Source organism: Lentzea guizhouensis, assembly GCF_001701025.1.
Taxonomy (GTDB): domain Bacteria; phylum Actinomycetota; class Actinomycetes; order Mycobacteriales; family Pseudonocardiaceae; genus Lentzea; species Lentzea guizhouensis.
Genome location: NZ_CP016793.1, coordinates 7,239,890 through 7,256,264, shown reverse-complemented (window position 1 = coordinate 7,256,264; position 16,375 = coordinate 7,239,890). Strand labels below are relative to the sequence as shown.

Annotated in this window: 13 protein-coding genes; 5 read left to right on the top strand and 8 right to left on the bottom strand. The window is 71.3% G+C overall.

The genetic code is table 11. From position 1 onward, the window contains the following. Positions 1–29: 29 nt before the first annotated feature. The 5 genes from BBK82_RS35120 to BBK82_RS35100 all read right to left on the bottom strand — a co-directional run bounded on the left by BBK82_RS35120 (position 30) and on the right by BBK82_RS35100 (position 9,217). The gene (locus BBK82_RS35120) at positions 30–275 is read right to left on the bottom strand and encodes a hypothetical protein (protein ID WP_154697675.1); all 246 of its coding nucleotides are present in this window, start codon (positions 273–275) and stop codon (positions 30–32) included. Continuing rightward, entirely contained in the window at positions 269–6,337 is a 6,069-nt protein-coding gene (locus BBK82_RS35115) for a PA14 domain-containing protein (RefSeq protein WP_237047735.1), read from the bottom strand. The genes BBK82_RS35120 and BBK82_RS35115 overlap by 7 nt, the downstream gene beginning before the upstream one ends. 270 nt (positions 6,338–6,607) lie before the next feature. Then, positions 6,608–7,804, bottom strand: a complete 1,197-nt coding sequence (locus BBK82_RS35110; protein WP_065921590.1) for a DUF6357 family protein — start codon at positions 7,802–7,804, stop codon at positions 6,608–6,610. 106 nt (positions 7,805–7,910) lie between these two features. Then, entirely contained in the window at positions 7,911–8,777 is an 867-nt protein-coding gene (locus BBK82_RS35105; protein WP_065918808.1) for an NAD(P)H-binding protein, read from the bottom strand. Then, positions 8,774–9,217 carry a nuclear transport factor 2 family protein gene (locus BBK82_RS35100; RefSeq protein WP_065918807.1) on the bottom strand — a complete coding sequence of 148 codons (444 nt, stop codon included), beginning with the start codon at positions 9,215–9,217 and terminating at the stop codon, positions 8,774–8,776. The genes BBK82_RS35105 and BBK82_RS35100 overlap by 4 nt, the downstream gene beginning before the upstream one ends. Before the next feature lie 130 nt (positions 9,218–9,347). Here BBK82_RS35100 and BBK82_RS35095 point away from each other — a divergent pair, with 130 nt between their 5' ends. From BBK82_RS35095 to BBK82_RS35090, 3 genes are all read left to right on the top strand, one after another. Continuing rightward, positions 9,348–10,169: a helix-turn-helix transcriptional regulator gene (locus BBK82_RS35095; RefSeq protein WP_065921589.1), complete on the top strand. Its 822-nt coding sequence runs from the start codon at positions 9,348–9,350 to the stop codon at positions 10,167–10,169. Positions 10,170–10,345: 176 nt separating this feature from the next. Next, on the top strand, positions 10,346–10,519 hold the full coding sequence (locus BBK82_RS50890; protein ID WP_154697674.1) for a hypothetical protein: 174 nt from the start codon (positions 10,346–10,348) through the stop codon (positions 10,517–10,519). A gap of 10 nt (positions 10,520–10,529) precedes the next feature. Further along, the gene (locus tag BBK82_RS35090; protein WP_154697673.1) at positions 10,530–11,468 is read left to right on the top strand and encodes a hypothetical protein; all 939 of its coding nucleotides are present in this window, start codon (positions 10,530–10,532) and stop codon (positions 11,466–11,468) included. A gap of 30 nt (positions 11,469–11,498) precedes the next feature. Here BBK82_RS35090 and BBK82_RS35085 read toward each other — a convergent pair whose 3' ends face one another. From BBK82_RS35085 to BBK82_RS35075, 3 genes are all read right to left on the bottom strand, one after another. Further along, positions 11,499–12,737, bottom strand: coding sequence for a PP2C family protein-serine/threonine phosphatase (locus BBK82_RS35085; protein WP_065918805.1), 1,239 nt, complete (start codon positions 12,735–12,737; stop codon positions 11,499–11,501). 40 nt (positions 12,738–12,777) lie between these two features. Then, positions 12,778–13,218, bottom strand: coding sequence for an ATP-binding protein (locus BBK82_RS35080; RefSeq protein WP_065918804.1), 441 nt, complete (start codon positions 13,216–13,218; stop codon positions 12,778–12,780). A gap of 180 nt (positions 13,219–13,398) precedes the next feature. Next, a complete protein-coding gene (locus tag BBK82_RS35075) occupies positions 13,399–13,854 on the bottom strand; it encodes a MarR family winged helix-turn-helix transcriptional regulator (protein WP_237047734.1) in 456 nt (151 codons plus the stop codon). A gap of 128 nt (positions 13,855–13,982) precedes the next feature. Between BBK82_RS35075 and BBK82_RS35070 the strand changes: the two genes are divergently transcribed. Beyond that, positions 13,983–15,188: a PP2C family protein-serine/threonine phosphatase gene (locus BBK82_RS35070; RefSeq protein WP_237047733.1), complete on the top strand. Its 1,206-nt coding sequence runs from the start codon at positions 13,983–13,985 to the stop codon at positions 15,186–15,188. A 123-nt stretch (positions 15,189–15,311) separates the two neighbouring features. Next, entirely contained in the window at positions 15,312–16,364 is a 1,053-nt protein-coding gene (locus BBK82_RS35065) for an AAA family ATPase (protein WP_071812736.1), read from the top strand. Positions 16,365–16,375: the final 11 nt, after the last annotated feature.

Sequence of the window (16,375 nt, the reverse complement as noted above, 5' to 3'; positions counted from 1 at the left end):
GACGAATCCTGACGGGCCGTTCCCTCACCTCACGCGAACAGCTGGACCAGCCGCCGCGGCACGCCGGCCACGGCCACCTCGTCCTCGAAGTACCCGGACCCGTCCGTGAACGCGAACGTCTCCAGGTCGCCGGAGATGGCCTCGTGCGAGGTCTCCCCCAGGTCGAACGAGAGGTGCCAGAAGTCGCCGTGGTCGACGGTGATCACCAGGTCCCGCAGGCGCGGGTCGAGCCGGGCGATCTCCTCCTGCCACGACCGCACCAGGTCGTCTACCACCACTTCAACCACTTCCCCTTGATCGAGATCGGACCTCGGAAGAGGTCGAAGTGCCGCTTGCCGACACCGACGCGGAACACCGCCTGCGCGGCCTTCTTGATGCCCAGCGGCTTCAGCGACTTCATGCTCCACCCGGCCCGGATGAACGTCTTGGCGTTGAACAGACCCATCTTGGCGGCACCCATGGTGTTGTTGCCGAACAAGCGGCTCGCCGTGCCGAAGGTCTTGCTGCGGAACAGCCAGCCACCGAAGCTCGTGGCCTGCCTCGACATCCACGGCGCCGCCGTGCGTGCCACCCACGGTGCCGCGGTCCTGGCCACCCAGCCGGCGACCGGGCGGGCGGCCGCGCGGATCGCGATGCCCGCCAGCACCACGCAGAACGGGCACTTGCCGTCCAGGTCGGTGATGTTGACCGGGTCGCCGTAGACGTAGTCGTAGTCGTTGGCGGAACCGCCCTCGACCGGGTCCACGGACAGGAAGCGGCCGAGCAGCGGGCTGTACGGCCTCGCTCCCATCTGGACGATCGACAGCGCACCGGCGTGCTCGTAGAGGCGCTGGTGCTGGCCGAGCCAGCCGAAGTCGGCCTGGCCGGGCACGTTGTCCGGCACGGCGTCGGTGTCCACCGCACCGCCGTCGGCCAGCGGCTCGCCGAACGGCGAGTAGTGCCGCAGCTGACCCGCCTGGTGGCCGGCCGCGTCCGTGGTGAGCGCGAGGTCGCCGCGGACGGTCGGGTGGCCGTACGTGCGGGTGTCACCGGTGATGGTGAGCAGCACGCCACCGGGCAGCGAGATCGAGCGGGACAACAGCTTCTTGTCCTGGCCGAGCACGATGTCCGCGGTGTCGCCGTCGGCGGTGTGCGCGTACAGCGCGACCTGGAGCTGGTCGCCCTGCTCGGCACCGCGGCGCACGATCCGGTTGGACGAGTCGCGCTGGTAGGCGACCGCCGCCGGGTCGGCGCCGACCGAGCGGGCACCGGTGTTGCGGTCCGCCGAGTCCCACGTCAGGTGGGTGGTGGAGCCGTTCGCGGTGTACTCGGTGGTGTTGCCGTTGGCGTCGTACTTCACGCCGGTCACCGCGTTCGTGCCCACGGTGCCCAGCAGCCGGTCCGCGGCGTCGTAGCAGTAACCGGTCTCCGCCGTGCCGGCCGCGGTCTGGTCGAGCAGCCGCAGGCGGTTGCTGTTCAGGCCCGCGTTGCCCACCGAGCCGGTGGGGCAGCCGGTGGCGGCGTTGGTGAAGTCGTACTTGTAGACGTGTCCCTTCACGTGGGCCTCGACGAGCCGGCCCTGCGGGTCGTAGACGTAGTTCGCGCCGCCGGGGCTCGCGTCGAACCCGTTCAGCGACTCGTCGACGATCCGGCCGCCGCGGATGCGCGTCACGGTCGACGCGATCTCCGCACCCGGCTGGGTGCGCCAGGTGAGCGAGGTGGTCTGGCCGGTGCCGTCCCTGCCGATCGCCGCCAGCGAGGTGCCGTTGGCGTAGGTCACCGACTTGAGCTCACCGGCCGCGTCGTAGGACGAGGTGGCGAGCAGTGCGCCGCCGAGCGACGTGGTCAGCTGCCTGCCCGCGTCGTCGAAGGTGTGGGTGAGGGTCTGCGCCGGGTTCAGCGGCAGGTTCACCTTCTCGGTCGTGAAGCGACCGGCCTGGTCGTACCTCGTCTCCGTGCGCACGCCGTGCACGTCGGTGTACTCGACCACGCGGCCGAGCAGGTCGACCCGCGTGGTGACGGTGCCGTGGTGGTCGGTCACGCTCGACACGAGCGGGTCGCCGTTCACCGCGTGGTTCGTGGTGACGGTGCGCTCGCCCTCCGCCGAGTTGGCCGGGTACGTCATCTTCACGACCCGGTCTCGCTCGTCGTAGGTCGTGCAGGTCCACTTGCCGGACGTGCCCTTGGCGACCACCCGGCCGGAGGCGTCGAACACCTGCTCGTCGACGCGGCCGGACGGCATCCGGTTCAGCTTGCCCATGCCACCCTGGTTGATCGACTCGACCTCGGGGGTGCAGGGGTTGTCGCGCGTCTCGGTGTCGCCGTAGTGCTGGTAGGTGGTCTCCGCGCCGTTCTCGGCGGTCCGGCTGGTCTTGCGCAGGAACCCGGTGCCCACGGGCTCGAACGCGGCCCTGGTCACCACGCCGCCGGACGTGCTGCTGGTGGCCAGGCCGTAGGCCGCGTCGAGGCCGTTCTCGTTGTACTTCGTGGTGTCGACGAGGTCGCCGTAGCCGTGCGACTGCAGCTTGCGCGTGGACGTCGTCAGCCCGTAGCGGGGCTTCAGGCTGGTGCCCGGCACCACCTGCTGGACACCGCCGGGGGTGGTCCAGTGCAGCTCGACCTGGGCGGGGCTGTGCTCCTCGTAGTACTCGAAGCGGATCTTCTTCGCGGCACCGGCGTGCGGGCTCGTGACCGTGGCCTCGCGCCACTTCGCACCGGTGAGGATCCAGTCGTCGATGACGTTGGTGTCGTCGATCCACACCCGGACGCCGTCGTCGGCCAGCACGCGGATCTTGTAGCTGCCGGACTCGGGGAACACGATGTCACCGGTGGCGCGGAAGGAGAACGCGTCCGCCGGCATGCCGGCGACCGGGGCGTCGTAGCTCCAGTTGCGGGCGAGCGTGCCGTCGGCGGCGAGCCCGGTCTGGTAGACCTTCGGCGCGCCGGCGAGCTCCTTGTTGTCGTAGAACGCCACCGCGAGCCCGTTGAGGTCCTCGTCGTAGCTCGTCTTCGTGTGCGGCACGGTGGCCGCGCACTCCGGCTTCGGCAGCTGACCGGTGAAGCACGTCGCGGGCGCCGGGCCGAACTTGTCGGTCGGGCGGTCCTGTGCGTCGTACACGGTCGTCGACATCCGGCCCGCGCCGTCGGTCGAGGTCAGCTCCTGGTCCTTGACGCTCCAGGTCTGCGCCGAGGTCTTGCCGGTGGCGTCCGTCGTGGACAGCAGCCGGAAGGCGTCGTCGTAGGTGACCCTGCTGAAGAAGCCGGTCGCCGGGGTGACGCCGTCGACGTCCACGTAGGACGTGCGGTTGGCCGGGTCGTACCGGTACCCGTGCCGCGGCCGGTCGTGCTGGTCCGGCTTCGGCTGGAAGACCTGGCGGGCGAGCGGCTTGGTGGCCGTGACGTCGTAGTAGTGGACGAAGTGGTTGGCCTGGTCGGACGAGCACCGGGCGGCGCAGTCGGCGCTGACCCAGTCCACGGCCAAGCTGTCGCGCAGGTTGTCGAGCAGGCCGTAGGAGTTGAACCCGAAGTCGGTGATCTCCTGACCGGGGTCCTCGACCCTGGTGAGCCGGCCCTGCGCGTAGAACAGCCTGGTCTGGCTGCCGTCCCAGTACACGACCCGGCACAGCATCTGGGCCGGCGGCAGCGGGTCGGCGTGTGCGGGAGCGGCCTGACCGCCGTAGCAGTCGTCGCCGGTCCGGTTGTAGTGCAGGCGGTGCGCCCGGCCGGAGACCGGGTCCTTGATCTCCTTGAGCCGCGAGGGCGACCCGCTGTAGACGTTCTGCAGCGCGGCGGGCTTGCGGGTGTCGGTCGCGGTGGACTGCGACTCCAGGTTGCCCTCCGCGTTGAACACGTGGACGTCCGAGCCGTAGGTCAGCGTGACGCGGCCCGTCGTGTCGAGCGCGATCACGCCCGACTCGCCCTCGGGCGCGGTGTAGCCGCCCGTCGACTTCTTGGTCCACGTGTGCTTCGCACCGGAGGCGTCGGTCAGGACGATGTTCTGGTCGGTGACCTTGGCCGTGGTGTACGTGGTGCCGGTGCCGTCGAGGTCCGCGCTCAGCGTCCAGCCCTTCGGCAGCGCCGGCAGGTCGGACGAGTGCAGCCAGTCGGCCGGGACGACCTGCGGCGGCACGGTGGTGCCGTCGCTGGTGCGGGTGAACAGGCGCAGGTACGCGGCACCGGACACCTCGGCGAGCTCGACCTTGATCGGCACCCGCTGGCCGGCGGCGAGCTGGACCTCGGTGGCCACGCCCCAGTTGACGTCGCTGCAGCACCCCTGGTCGTAGACCGAGCTGCCGTTGACCCACACGCGCAGCCGGTCGTCGTGCACACCGGCGAACTGGTACCTGCCGGCCGCCGGTGCCTGGAAGTAGCCCTCCCAGCGCGCGACGAACCAGTCCTGCGGCAGTGCGGGCGCGAACGGCGAGGTGTGGCCCCAGTCCACGTTCACCTGCGGCTCGGTGCGCACCAGCACGGGCTGCTGCTGCGGGCTGATCTCACCGTTGTGCGACAGGTCCGGGAAGTAGGAGGCCTTGAGGCCCTTCTGCTCCTGCTGCTGCGAGTTGTAGGTCATGTTCAGGCCCGCGGAGCCGCCGACCGTGGAGAAGGTGGGTCCCTCGACCGTGGTGGTCACGTTGCCGTTGGCCAGGTTCACGCTGATCGGGCCGAGCGTGTCGACCGGGGCCGGGCCGCGGTCGCCGATGCGCTGGTCGACCTTGAGGTGGAACACCGCGCTCGGCACCGTCACCGTGGCACCGCTGACCGCCTTCGCCTGCCAGGTGTAGGCGACACCGTCCTGCAGGACACCGGGCGGGACGGTCCACTTCGGAGTGTCGAGGCAGCCGGAGTCGACCACGACACCGGACTTCGCGTCCGTGCCGGTGGCGACGGTGAAGCAGTACTTCACCGGGTCGCCATCGGGGTCGCTGACGGGCTGCACCTCGAGCGCCGGCGTGGTGTGCGTGATGACGCTGTGGTCGGCCGGGCCGACGAGCCCCGGCGCGGGCGGCGCCGAACCGGTGTCCACGGTCAGGGTGGCGCTGAGGTTCTTGTAGGTCCACGTGCCGCCGGCCTCGTGGCCGACGACCATGAACGTCGCCATGTGCCGGATGTCCGCGATGTGCTGCAGGAACGACCTCAGGCTGTCACCGGTCAACGTGCCGACCTGGCCGACCAGGCCGGTCGCCAGGTGGCCGCCGAGACCGTTGAAGTCCATCGCCGAGGCGTGGTATAGGTGCGCGGGCCAGGTCTTGTCCGGGCTGAGCGGCGAGCGCTGGTTCGTCACGTCCAGCTTCGCGCCCACGACGCGCTTGCCGTACAGCGTGTCGTAGTTGAACCGGATCGCGCTGCGCCAGTACTTGTCACCGCGGTCCAGTGCGTTGCCGACCTGCACACCGCAGTTGGAGCACCAGTAGCCGTCGGACTTGTACGACTCCGAGTACGCCACGCCGAAGGTGAACGTCGGGTCGACGCTGACCGGGTAGACCCGCTTCGGGTCCTTCAGCCACGCCTCGTCGACCGCGACGGTGAGCGTCCAGTCCTGGCCGGACCTCTCCACCGCGTAGGTGCCGCCGGTCTGCGCGGGCGGCGTGTCGGCGTCGCCGGTCGAGTCCCACGTGACGATCGGCGGCATCACGATCTTCGGCACGCCGGCGCCGTCACGCAGCTCGACGGTCTGCTGCTCGGTCACGACCGGGGTGAGCCCGCCGGTCTTGAGGGTGAAGCGCCACCTGTTGGTGCCCGGTGCCTTCTTGAGCTTGATGGTCTCCTTCAGCGAACCGGGTGTGACCTCGTAGGTCAGGTCGGTGTCCGGGGAGACGTCGGTGTACTCGGCGACCTTGTCCGCGACCTTGACCAAGCGGTCCTTGGCCGGGCGTTCGGGCGCGAGCGCCACCTTGTGGCCCTCGAACTCGACGGTGACCAGCGCCGGGTCGTCCGCGGCGCCGCCCAGGGTCGGCTTCAGCGGGTGCTGCCTGGCCTTCACCCGCCGGGTCGGACCGTCCGGCACCAGCGTGGGGTCGACCGCACGCCAGGTGCCACGCGCGTCCTTGACGTTGCGCGGCTCGGTCGACTGCTTGATCGTCTTGGTGCCGTCCGGGTTCTCGTACTCGTCGACGAACGTGGACCGGCCCACGACCTTCGACCGCTCGGGGTCGAAGCTGCTGCCCTTCTCCTTGCCCAGCAACGGGGTGAAGTCCGCAGCGGGCTTGGCCGGTGCCACCGCCGGTGCGGCGGGGTCAGCGGCCTTCAGCACCGGCACCGCGGCCGGCGAGACCGCCGGCGACTTCGGTGCGGGTGCGGCCATCGCCGGCACTTCGGCCAGCGAGAACGTCAGTGCTCCCACGAGCGATGCGGCGATCAACCGTGTGCAGCGCACACGGAACCGCCGCGTCGCTGAACGACGCGTCATGCGTATTGCCCCTAATAAGACTGCGCGTGTCCCCCGACCAACCACGCATCTCGCCCAAACGGGCAGAAGGATGACCAAGAACGCCGCAGTTCCGCAAGGGGGACGATGATCACACCGCGTCCGGTAACGCCTCACTCCGGCGACGGAATCGATCACGCGGCGCGTCCGTGTCGGTAAGGTCACATGCGTTCGGCCTCAGCTGTTCCCGGTCCGGTGTGGTGCTCACGACCAGCGCTCGAGCTCCGCGTCGATGCGGGGGTCGGTGCGGACCCACACCTCGCCGGTGGCGGCTCCCGGCGGAGCGTCGACGCGCTCGAGTCCGAGGGTCCGGACCAACCCCAGGAGCTCCCCCCGGGTCTCGCCCGCCTCCTGCAGCGTGCAGCTGTCGAAGAGGACGTAGTGCACGTCCCAGCGGTCGTTGTACCCGGAATCGGCCCAGATCCGGCAGAAGCGGTCCACCGCGTCGCGGTCCAGTGGCACCGCGACCTGCTCCGCGGCGGGGGCGAAGTCCTCCTTCGTGAGGAAGCCCTCCAGCAACCGGCCGACCCCGGTCGCCTCCACACCCAACCCGTCGTCCCGCAAGCGCATCACCAGACCGTCGGCCATGGCGCACGGACCGGCGAAGGTGAAGACGCCGGTGGCGGCCACCACGGTGCCGCCGTCGGGATGCGGGACGTTGAGCGTCGTGCCCGTTTCCGGCGCATCCCTCACCAGGGCGAGAAGATCCGCCGGTACGCCGTCGTACAACGCCGCCTGCGCGCGGGGGTCGCCGGTGGAGTTGAGGGGGCTGGCGTGGTCGAACGTCACCACCAGGCCGCGACCCTCGGCGGTGAACCAGGCGTTGACGGTGTCACCGTTGCCGTAGCCGTGGTGCGTGACCCCGGCGACCGTGGTCGGCTCGCGGCCGTCGGAGCGGGTCAGGACCTCCAGGCGACGGCGCAGCTCGCGTGGGTGGGTCCGGCGCAGCACGGACTTGTCGAACTCCGACCGGAGTCCTTCGGCACGCCGGTCGCGGGCTTCGTCGTCCTGGGGAGCAGTGCGCGCGGCCCGTTGGCGGAGACGATCCGACCGTGCCCGCAAGAGGCTGTCGACATCCGGCAGCCAGGGGCCGTGCGCGTCGAGGCCGGAGAAACCACCGCGGACGAAAACGGTGGCCTGGGCGCGGTGGTCATCGCTGCTCGTGACGACGCGGTACTCGGTCCGCGGGTCCTGCCACCCCTTGACCCGGCAGAGGGCGCCGACCTCGAACAGGAACATCAGCGCCTCCTCGTTCTCCTCGTCCTCCAGGCAGAACGACGTGCTGCCGGCCTCCCGGTGCCGGGCGACGAACTCCAGGAACGAGTCGGCGGCGGACCGCGGGTCGGTCGGGAGCCACGCCTGCTCGTTGTCCTTGTCATCGCTGAAGGTCAGCGGTCTCATCGGCATCCCTGGTGTGTCGGGCGGAGCTCGGGCACCGCGGTGGTACGGGCTGCGGCCGTCTCCCGCGGTGCGATGCCGACCACGAGACGCCTCATGGCAGCACACACTAATTCGCGGTCGTCGAACCAACACCCGCCCACTCGCCCGCGTGCTCCTGGACGAACTCGGCGAAGGAGCGCGGTGGCCGGCCGGTCAGGTCTTCCACCGCGGTGCTGACCTGTTCTTCCCGACCGGCCCGGATGCCGTCCTCCACGGCGGCGAGGGCGGTGGCGAACTCGGCGGGCATGCCCGCCGCCCGGTAGCCGGCCGCCTGCTCGTCGGCGTCGACGTGCACCACCCGCACGGGCCGCCCGGTGCAGGTGGTGATGATCGTCGCCGCGTCCGGACAGCTCAACGCCTCCGGCCCGGTCACCAGGTGGTCACGCTCGTCGAGTTCGGCGCCGGAATCCTTCAGCAGAGCGCAGGCGGCGGCCGCGATGTCCCGCGCGTCGATCCACCCCAATCGGCCGTCACCGGCGGCGGTGCGGATCTCGCCGTGCCGCCGGATCCGCTCGCCCAGCGGGTGCGGGCTCAGGAAGTTCTGCATGAACCCGGACGCGCGCAGCACGACCCCGCCGGGCCGGCTCCGCACCTGCGCGGCCAGTTCCAGCGCACCGGGGGCGTTCGGCAGGACGATGGCGGAGCCGAGGAGCACCACCCGGCGCACGCCGAGGCGTTGTGCCTCGGTCAGGAACGGTGCGACCGACGGCAACGGATCCAGGCTCTGCACCGGAGGCACCACGAACACCCGGTCCACGCCGCGCAGTGCGGTCTGGAAGGTGGCCGGGTCCTCCCAGTCGAACCGGACGGCGTCCGGGTCGTCGGCGGCGGGCGCGCGGCCGGCCACCCGGACCGGCACACCGTTGCCGCGCAACAGTTCCACCAGTGCACTGCCGGTCTTCCCGGTTCCGCCGGTCACCAGCACACCGGTCATCGGACGGCTCCTGGACGCAGCGAGTCGAGCAGCTCGGACAGCGTTCCGGCGGCCGCGGCGGTGGCCAGCGGGTTCCAGTGGTCCCGGTAGCGGGTGATCAGGCCGTCCTTGACGGTGATCACCACGACGTAGTCGAGCTGGTAGGGCTTTCCAGTGCGGACCGTGTGTCCGTTCGCGCTGTACTCCACCACCACGGTGTCCGGCACTTCCGTGTGGTGCACCGTGACCGCGGGGATCTCGCGCACGTCCATCCGCTCCGGGTAACCGGTCAGGTAGCCGCGGATCTCCTCCCGCCCGGCCAGCTGTCGCGGTGAGGTGCCCGCCGCGAACGGGAACTCGGCGACGCCGTCCTCCGCCCACAGGTCGGCCACGGCGTTCATGTCCTTGGCCAGCAACAGGTCCACCAGTCGGCGGAACGTCTCCTCGGGGCTGCTCGGCACGATGTCCTCCAGCGTTGATCGGTGCGTACCGGTCCAGACTGGACTCGGGCCCGTCGCCGAGGCAGAGCCGGTGGAGCCCCGGACCACCGGTCCGTGGCTGAGCCGGGCGCCCCGTGCCACCATGGGCGAGGTGAGCAGAGGTGAACTGGCCGACTTCCTGCGCCGCCGGCGCGAGGCACTGCGCCCGCAGCAGGTCCCGGCGCTCCCCGCCGGCCGGGCACCGGCGCACCCCGGGCTGCGCCGCGAGGAGGTGGCCGCACTCGCCGGGATGTCGGTCAGCTACTACGAACGGCTGGAGCAGGCCCGCACCCCGCCCGTCACCGGCGGTGCTGACGCGCTGGCAACGGCCCTGCGGCTCACCGCGGCAGAGCGCGAGCACCTGGCCCGGCTGGCCGGCCAGGTCCCGCCCGGTACGGACGCCGACCGGGGCCCGGTGCCCGCGGACGCCCGCCGGCTGCTCGACCGGCTCGGACCGATCCCCGCCTACCTGGTGGACGAGCGCCAGGACGTCGTGGCCTGGAACGCCGCGGCCGCCGCGCTGATCACCGACTTCAGCCTGCTGCCGGCCGAGGAGCGGAACACCGTGCGGCTGTCCGTCCGGCTGGCCGGTTCCCTGTGCTCGGCACCGGCGGGTGCGGAGGGCCAGTTCGCCCGGCAGTCCGCCGCCCACCTCCGCGCGGCCACCGCCCGCAACCCGGCCGATCACGTCCTGAGCGAGCTGGCCGACGAGTTCGCCACCCACAGCCCGGACTTCGCCGCCGGCTGGCGCGACCACGACGTGCGACCCGTGCCGACCCTGCGCAAGCAACTGCACCACCCGGAGCTCGGCGAGGTGGAACTGGACCGGCAGACGCTCCTGCTCCCCGGCACCGACCTGCAGCTCGTGATGTACACCGCGGAACCGGGCAGCCCGAGCGCCGCCGCGCTCGCTCAGCTCTGCTCCGGCGGCTGACCTTCACGGTCGACGGGTTCGAGGGCCTACCACCGGAATCTCCCTGTCGGTGTAGCCGGCGTAGTCCTCATAGGACGGAAGGTTCCGACCAGGCGAGCCCAAAGAGCAGCACACTCGGCACCGGCGGGCGAACGCGGCGGCGGCGTCCTCCGCGCAGCTCCACCTCGGTGACCGGCATGGCCATCAGGTCGACGCGGAGCAGCCCGACGCCGCGGGCCGCGGCAGCCGAGCACAGCGCCGCCCGGTTGACGGAGGCGACGGAGCTGCTCGCCGTCCTGCCCGTGCGGGCAGCGGTTCGTGCCCCGATCTCCGTGCCGCACGCCCTGCTCGCAGAACCACTCACTCCCTAGCGTGGCTCTCGTGAACCTGCACGAGAAGCCCGCGAAACCAGCGCATGACGCCGCCGCGGCACCAGCCAGGCCCGTGACGCCAGGTTCACCCGCCGCCGCCCGGTTCCTCGCACTGCAGCGCGACGCCGGCAACGCCGCCGCCACTGCACTCCTGCGGGGTTCGACGGTCCAGCGCACCGGTCCACCGGCACCGGCCGCAGCCCAGCCGGTCGTGATCGGCCACGTCTACACCGTCCGCGGAACGATCGACGGCGAGGCCGTCGTCTACACGGGCTCAACGGCCAGGGAGATCGCGCAGCGGCTCTACAAGGACAAGCACACCTGGTCGACTCTCATCAAGAACAGGTCCACGACCATCGAGGTGCACGAGGTCAAGGCGGTCCTGAACATCCAGGAGTCGGGACGACGCAGCCTCGCGTCGGCGCTGGACGAGGCGAAGAGGGCCGCGGAACAGGTGATCATCAAGCGCCGGCGGACCGATCTCGGCGCGGGACGAGAGCTCAACGCGGTGGACGCCGCGGAAGAGGGCAACATCGCGAAATGGGCCGAACGCCACCAGGTGAAACTGGGGCCCCGCGTCACCTTCCGCGCCGGCGTCAAGATCACCGGGTTCGCCGCGCTCCAGCTCCTCGACTTCTTCCTGATGTACCGCGACGGCAAGCTGGCCCAGTACGCCATGGCGCCGTACCTGCTGGAGGACGAGAACGGGATCTTCACCCTGCAGGAGACCGATCGCGGCCTCTTCCGGCCCAACTGGTACTGGAAGAACTACCAGACAGGCGCGTTGGCGGGGCAGCGGGTGAAGATCACGAAGGCGGAGTTCGGCGAGCTGCGGGAGGAGGCGGAGCTCCTCTGGGGGACCACGGACTGGATGGGCGACTTCGTGCCGGGTCTGCTGCGCAGGGAGCTGCCGGTGGTCGAGGTACCGGCCGGCGGTCCGGAAGCCTGACCAAGACGGCGTGAGGACGCCCAGTCCGGCTCAACCGGCCGGTCCGGTTCCGGTGAAGCGGGCGCCCAGCAGCACGGTGTCGTCGGTGTACAGGACGACGTCGTGCATGTCCTCGACGACCGCGGGCAGTGACTCGCTGAGCGGCCGACGCGCGTAGGCCTGCGCGGTGCGGACGAGGCGGAGCTCGCCTTCCTCCACGTCGCCGCGGCTCTCCACGAGCCCGTCGGTGTAGAGCAGCAGCTGGTCTCCCGGCAGGAGCACGCTGTCGTGGACGCCGGTGCTGCCGGGCGAGGGGAACCCGACTCCGCGCCCCTTGGCCGGCAGGTACCGGGGTTCGCCCGTGGCGGGCACCAGCAGTGCGGGTGGGTGGCCGCCGCCGGCCAGGCGCAGGGCACCGGTGCGCGGGTCCAGGCGGGCGATCAGCAGCGTGGCCATGAGGCCGTCGCCGATCTCGGCGGCCCGGCGCACCAGGTGCTCGAGCGGGTGGCCGTCGAGGCTGAGGGTGCGGATGGTGTGGGTGACGTTCAAGGCGTTGCGGGTGCAGGTGACGCCGTGGCCGACGGCGTCGACGACGGTGATCTGCAGGGTGCCGTCGGCCAGGACGAACCAGTCGTAGAGGTCGCCGCCGGTGGGGGCGTCGCGGTCGGCGGGCTGGTAGTGCACCCCGAGCTCGACGCCGGGGACGATCGGCGGTGGCGGGCGGAGGGCGTCCTCGAGCTCGCGGAAGATCACGGCGTGTGCCCGGCGGAGTTGTTCGTCCCGCTCCTCCAGCTCGACGTACATGGCGACGACGCCGCTGTTGGTCTCGGACAGTTCGTGCTTGAGCTGGAGGTGTTCGCGTTCCAGCGCGTCGTTGCGGGCCAGCAGGGCGCGCAGTTCCAGCTCGGTCGCGCTCTGGTCGTCGATGACGTCCGCCGGTTGACCACCGCGCGGGTGGGCCTGCACGGGAACACGCCAGACGGCCGCGGGCGCGTCGGTGGGGTCGGGTGGCAGGGGGAGGGTGAGCGGCCCGGCGAGGTCGAGTGGCGCGAGGAGGGGCACGGTCACGACCAGGGTGGCGGACGTGCCGTCCCGCTCGGTGCGGAGGTCGCCGTGGACGGTCGCGGGGCCGGTGGTCAGCTGCTCGCGCACCAACGCGGTCGCGCTGAGCACCAGTCTGGCCCGGAGCTCGAGTGACACGCCGTGCGCGTCGCACAACGACCGGATCTGCGCGCGCAGCGCGTGGACGTCATCGGCCACAGCAGGGGTGCCCGGCAGGTCAGCGATCATGAGGGTGGTCTCCGGGAGGGAACAGGGGTCGAGGACTGCGTCACGGAGCCCATCTCACGACGGTGACCGTGGTGCCCGCACCCGCCGCCGTGTCGATGTGGAACTCGTCGACGAGTCTGCGCGTTCCGTCGAGGCCGTGACCCAGGCCGGCGCTGGTGCTGAACCCGTCGGCGAGCGCCGCGTCCACGTCGAGGATGCCGGGTCCGTCGTCGCTGATCCGCAGCCGCAGGCCGAGGCGGCCGCTCTGCCCGACGATCGGGGTGATGTCCATGGTGCCGCCACCGCCGTGGATGTAGGCGTTGCGGACGAGCTCGCTCGCCGCGGTCACCACCTTGGTCTGGCCGATGAGGTCGAACCCCGCCGCGACGGCTGCCGCCCGCACCGCCTGCCGAGCGGCGAGCAGGTCCGCTCCCGAGGCGACCCGGTGGGTCTGCGGGGACGAGGTCGGCGGCTGCTGCGCCGGAGGGTCACCTGGCCGCATGCCGCCGGCCCGGGATCGGCAAGCGCACCGCTGTGCCCCCTGTCGCCACGCCAGCCCCGACCGTCGAATGTCCCCGTCACTAAACTATTGTCGCACGACAAACGTTAGCAGACCGGTCCGGTGATGAACGCCGTTGCGGCGCACGAGATTGGACAGGTGGCGAGCGTGGCGGTCTGGAGGTCAGGCGGACTGCGTTCCCGGTTCGCCGTCGTCGTCCAGCCGGTGCACCACCGGGGCCGCGTCACGCAACTGCCGCAGTCCGGTGACCAGCGTCGACCGGGCCGCGGCCGGCAGGGTGCCGACGACGTCGCGGAGGTGCTCGCGCCGCCGCTCACGCAGTTCGGCCAGGTAGGCCCGCCCGCGCTCGCTCAGCGTCAGCTCGACCTCGCGCCGGCTGGTGGCGCTCAGCCCGCGTTCCAGGAAGCCGACCGCCTGCAGCCGGTCGCACAGGCGGCTGACGGACGACGGCGCGGCGTCCAGCGCCTCACCGAGCGCGCGCAGGTTCGCGCCCTCGGACCTCTCGAGCACGAACAGCACGCGCAGCTGCGACACCGACAACGGGGCGGGCGAGACGTCCTTGCTCCGTTCCCACATCACCTCGACCTGTTCGACCACCTGGGTGAGAACCAGGAGCACGTCGTCGACTGTGGCGTGTGGCCGAATCCGGTTCACGTCCCCACTGTCGCACTCCCCGTGGTCCGGTGTCATGTCCGGCCGCACCCACGTTGCATGATCGGCACCCGTCAACAGAAGGCAGGCACCTCGTGGCCGCACCAGCGGTGAACAGATATCTCGTCGTCGAGCAGGCCCTGCGGACCGCCGCACCGCACGACCTGCTCAACGTCGCGCGCGCACACCTGAGACAGCTGTACCGGGCCGACGCGGTGGACCTGCTGATGGCCGACTACGCGCTGACCATGCTGCAACAGGTCGCGGAGCTGCCCTACACGAGCCAGCCGATCCCGGTGAACGGCAGCGTCCCGGGCCAGGCCTTCGGCGCGCAGCAGGAGTTCGTCGAACGCCACGCCGACTCCACGGTGACGGCGTACCTGCCCGTCACCGTGCGCGGCGACCGCCTCGGCGTGCTGGCCGTCGGCCTGCCGAAGACACCGGCACCGGACGTCCTGGCCGAGCTGGTCACCATCGCCCAGACCCTCGGCCACGAGATCGTCGTCGCCGAACGCGACACCGACCTGTACCTGCAGGCCCGCCGGGCGGCCCGGCTGACCCTGGCCGCAGAGATGCAGTGGCAGCTGCTGCCGGGCAGGTCCTGCAAGCGGTCCGAGTACGACCTGGGCGCGCAGCTGGAGCCCGCCTACGCCATCTACGGCGACAACTTCGACTGGTCGACCACCGCCGAGCACCTCACGCTCACCGTCACCAACGGCATGGGCGAGGGCATCGACGCCGCCCTGCTGACCAACCTCACGATCAACGCCCTGCGCAACGCCCGCCGCGCCGGCGTCCCGCTCGCCGACCAGGCCGCGCTGGCCGACCAGGCGGTCTACGGCCAGCACGCGGGCCGGTCGCACGTCTCGGTCCTGCTGCTGCGGTTCGAGCTGAAGACCGGACGCGTCGAGGTCGTCGACGCGGGATCACCCCGCATGTGGCGCCAGCGGGGCAACACCGTCGAACCCGTCACCTTCGACGCCCAGCTCCCCCTCGGCATGTTCGACGACAGCCAGTACGCCACCGAGGAGTTCCACGTCCAGCCGGGTGACCGGCTGATCTTCGTCAGCGACGGCGTGTACGACGTGGCCTCCCCCTCCGGCGAGCGCTACAGCGAACGCGCACTGGCCCGCGCGATCAACCTGACCCGCCTGCTGCCCGCGGCCCAGATGCCCCGGGAGGTCCTCCGGCAGCTCGCGGGACACCGCGACACCCGGACCGTCTCCGACGACGCGATGGTGGTGTGCCTGGACTGGCACGGGACCAGGCCCGCGTCCTCCCACCCGCTATCGGCGCAATAGCAATTCCCGATGCGGGCCGGTGGAATGAGCTGCGTCCGATGAGCTGATCGACGGTGCCGGTGCCCGACCCATAGCATCGACGCGTTCGCATTTGGGTGGAATTGCGGAACGCGGGGGGACGCCGTGCTGGGCGCCAGGTCACCAATTGTCGGCAGACGATCAGAGGTCGACGCGTTGCACCAGGTGGTGGCCCGTGTGGTGGCCGGTGAGCCGCAGGTCGTCGAGATCTACGGGGAAACCGGAATGGGGAAGACCCGATTACTCGACGAGCTAGCCCGAACGGTTGAAGACCACTCACTCGAATTGGTATTGGGCCGGGCCGGGGATTACGCGCGCGACCAGCGTTTCGGGATCGTCGCGGAGGCGGACGAGGAAATCTCGTCGGTCATCACGGAGATGGGTGCCGGTGCCGAGGCGCACCGGTTGCACCGCCCGGTGCGCCAGGTGCTGGCGCGGCGGGCGCGGCCACCGGGGCTCGCCCTGTTGCTGGACGACCTGCACCTGGCGGACGAGGCGTCGCAGGAGCTGCTGGAGAACCTGCTGCTGGACCTGCCGGTGGCGCCGTTGCTGGTCGCGGTCGCCTACCAGGGGCATCGCGTGCCGCCGGGCTGCCCGGCGCGCTGGCCCGTACGGGCGGCGGTGACGCGGCTGGCACCCGCGCCGCTGGACGAGGTGGCGGTGGCGCAGCTGCTGCCGGACCTGCCGGTGCGGCGAAGACGGTTGCTGATGGCCGTCACCGGTGGAAACCCGCTCTACCTCGACGCTCTCGCGCTCGCCGACGAGCGAACGCTGGCCGGGCTCGCCACCCGTGAGCACAGCGATCCGGAGGACATGCCGCGCCGGCTGCGCGCGTTGCTGGCCTCGGAGCTGCGGACGCTGGGCGACGGCACGCGGCTGGTCGCGCACGCCGCGGCCGTCGCCGGTGACCAGGCCGAGCCGGACCTCGTGGCCGGCATCGCCGGTCGGCCGGAGAGCGAGGTGTTCGGGGCGCTCGACGAGCTCGTGGCCATGGGGTGCTGCACACCGTGGGCGCGCGGTTCCGGTTCCGGCACCCGCTGGTGCGCGCCGCCGCCTACCAGTCGGCCGGACCGGCGTGGCGCATCGCCGCACACCGCAGGGCGGAGGAACACCTGCGGGCGCGTGGCGGGTCGCTCGCCCTGCGCGCACATCACCTGAGCAAGGCGGGT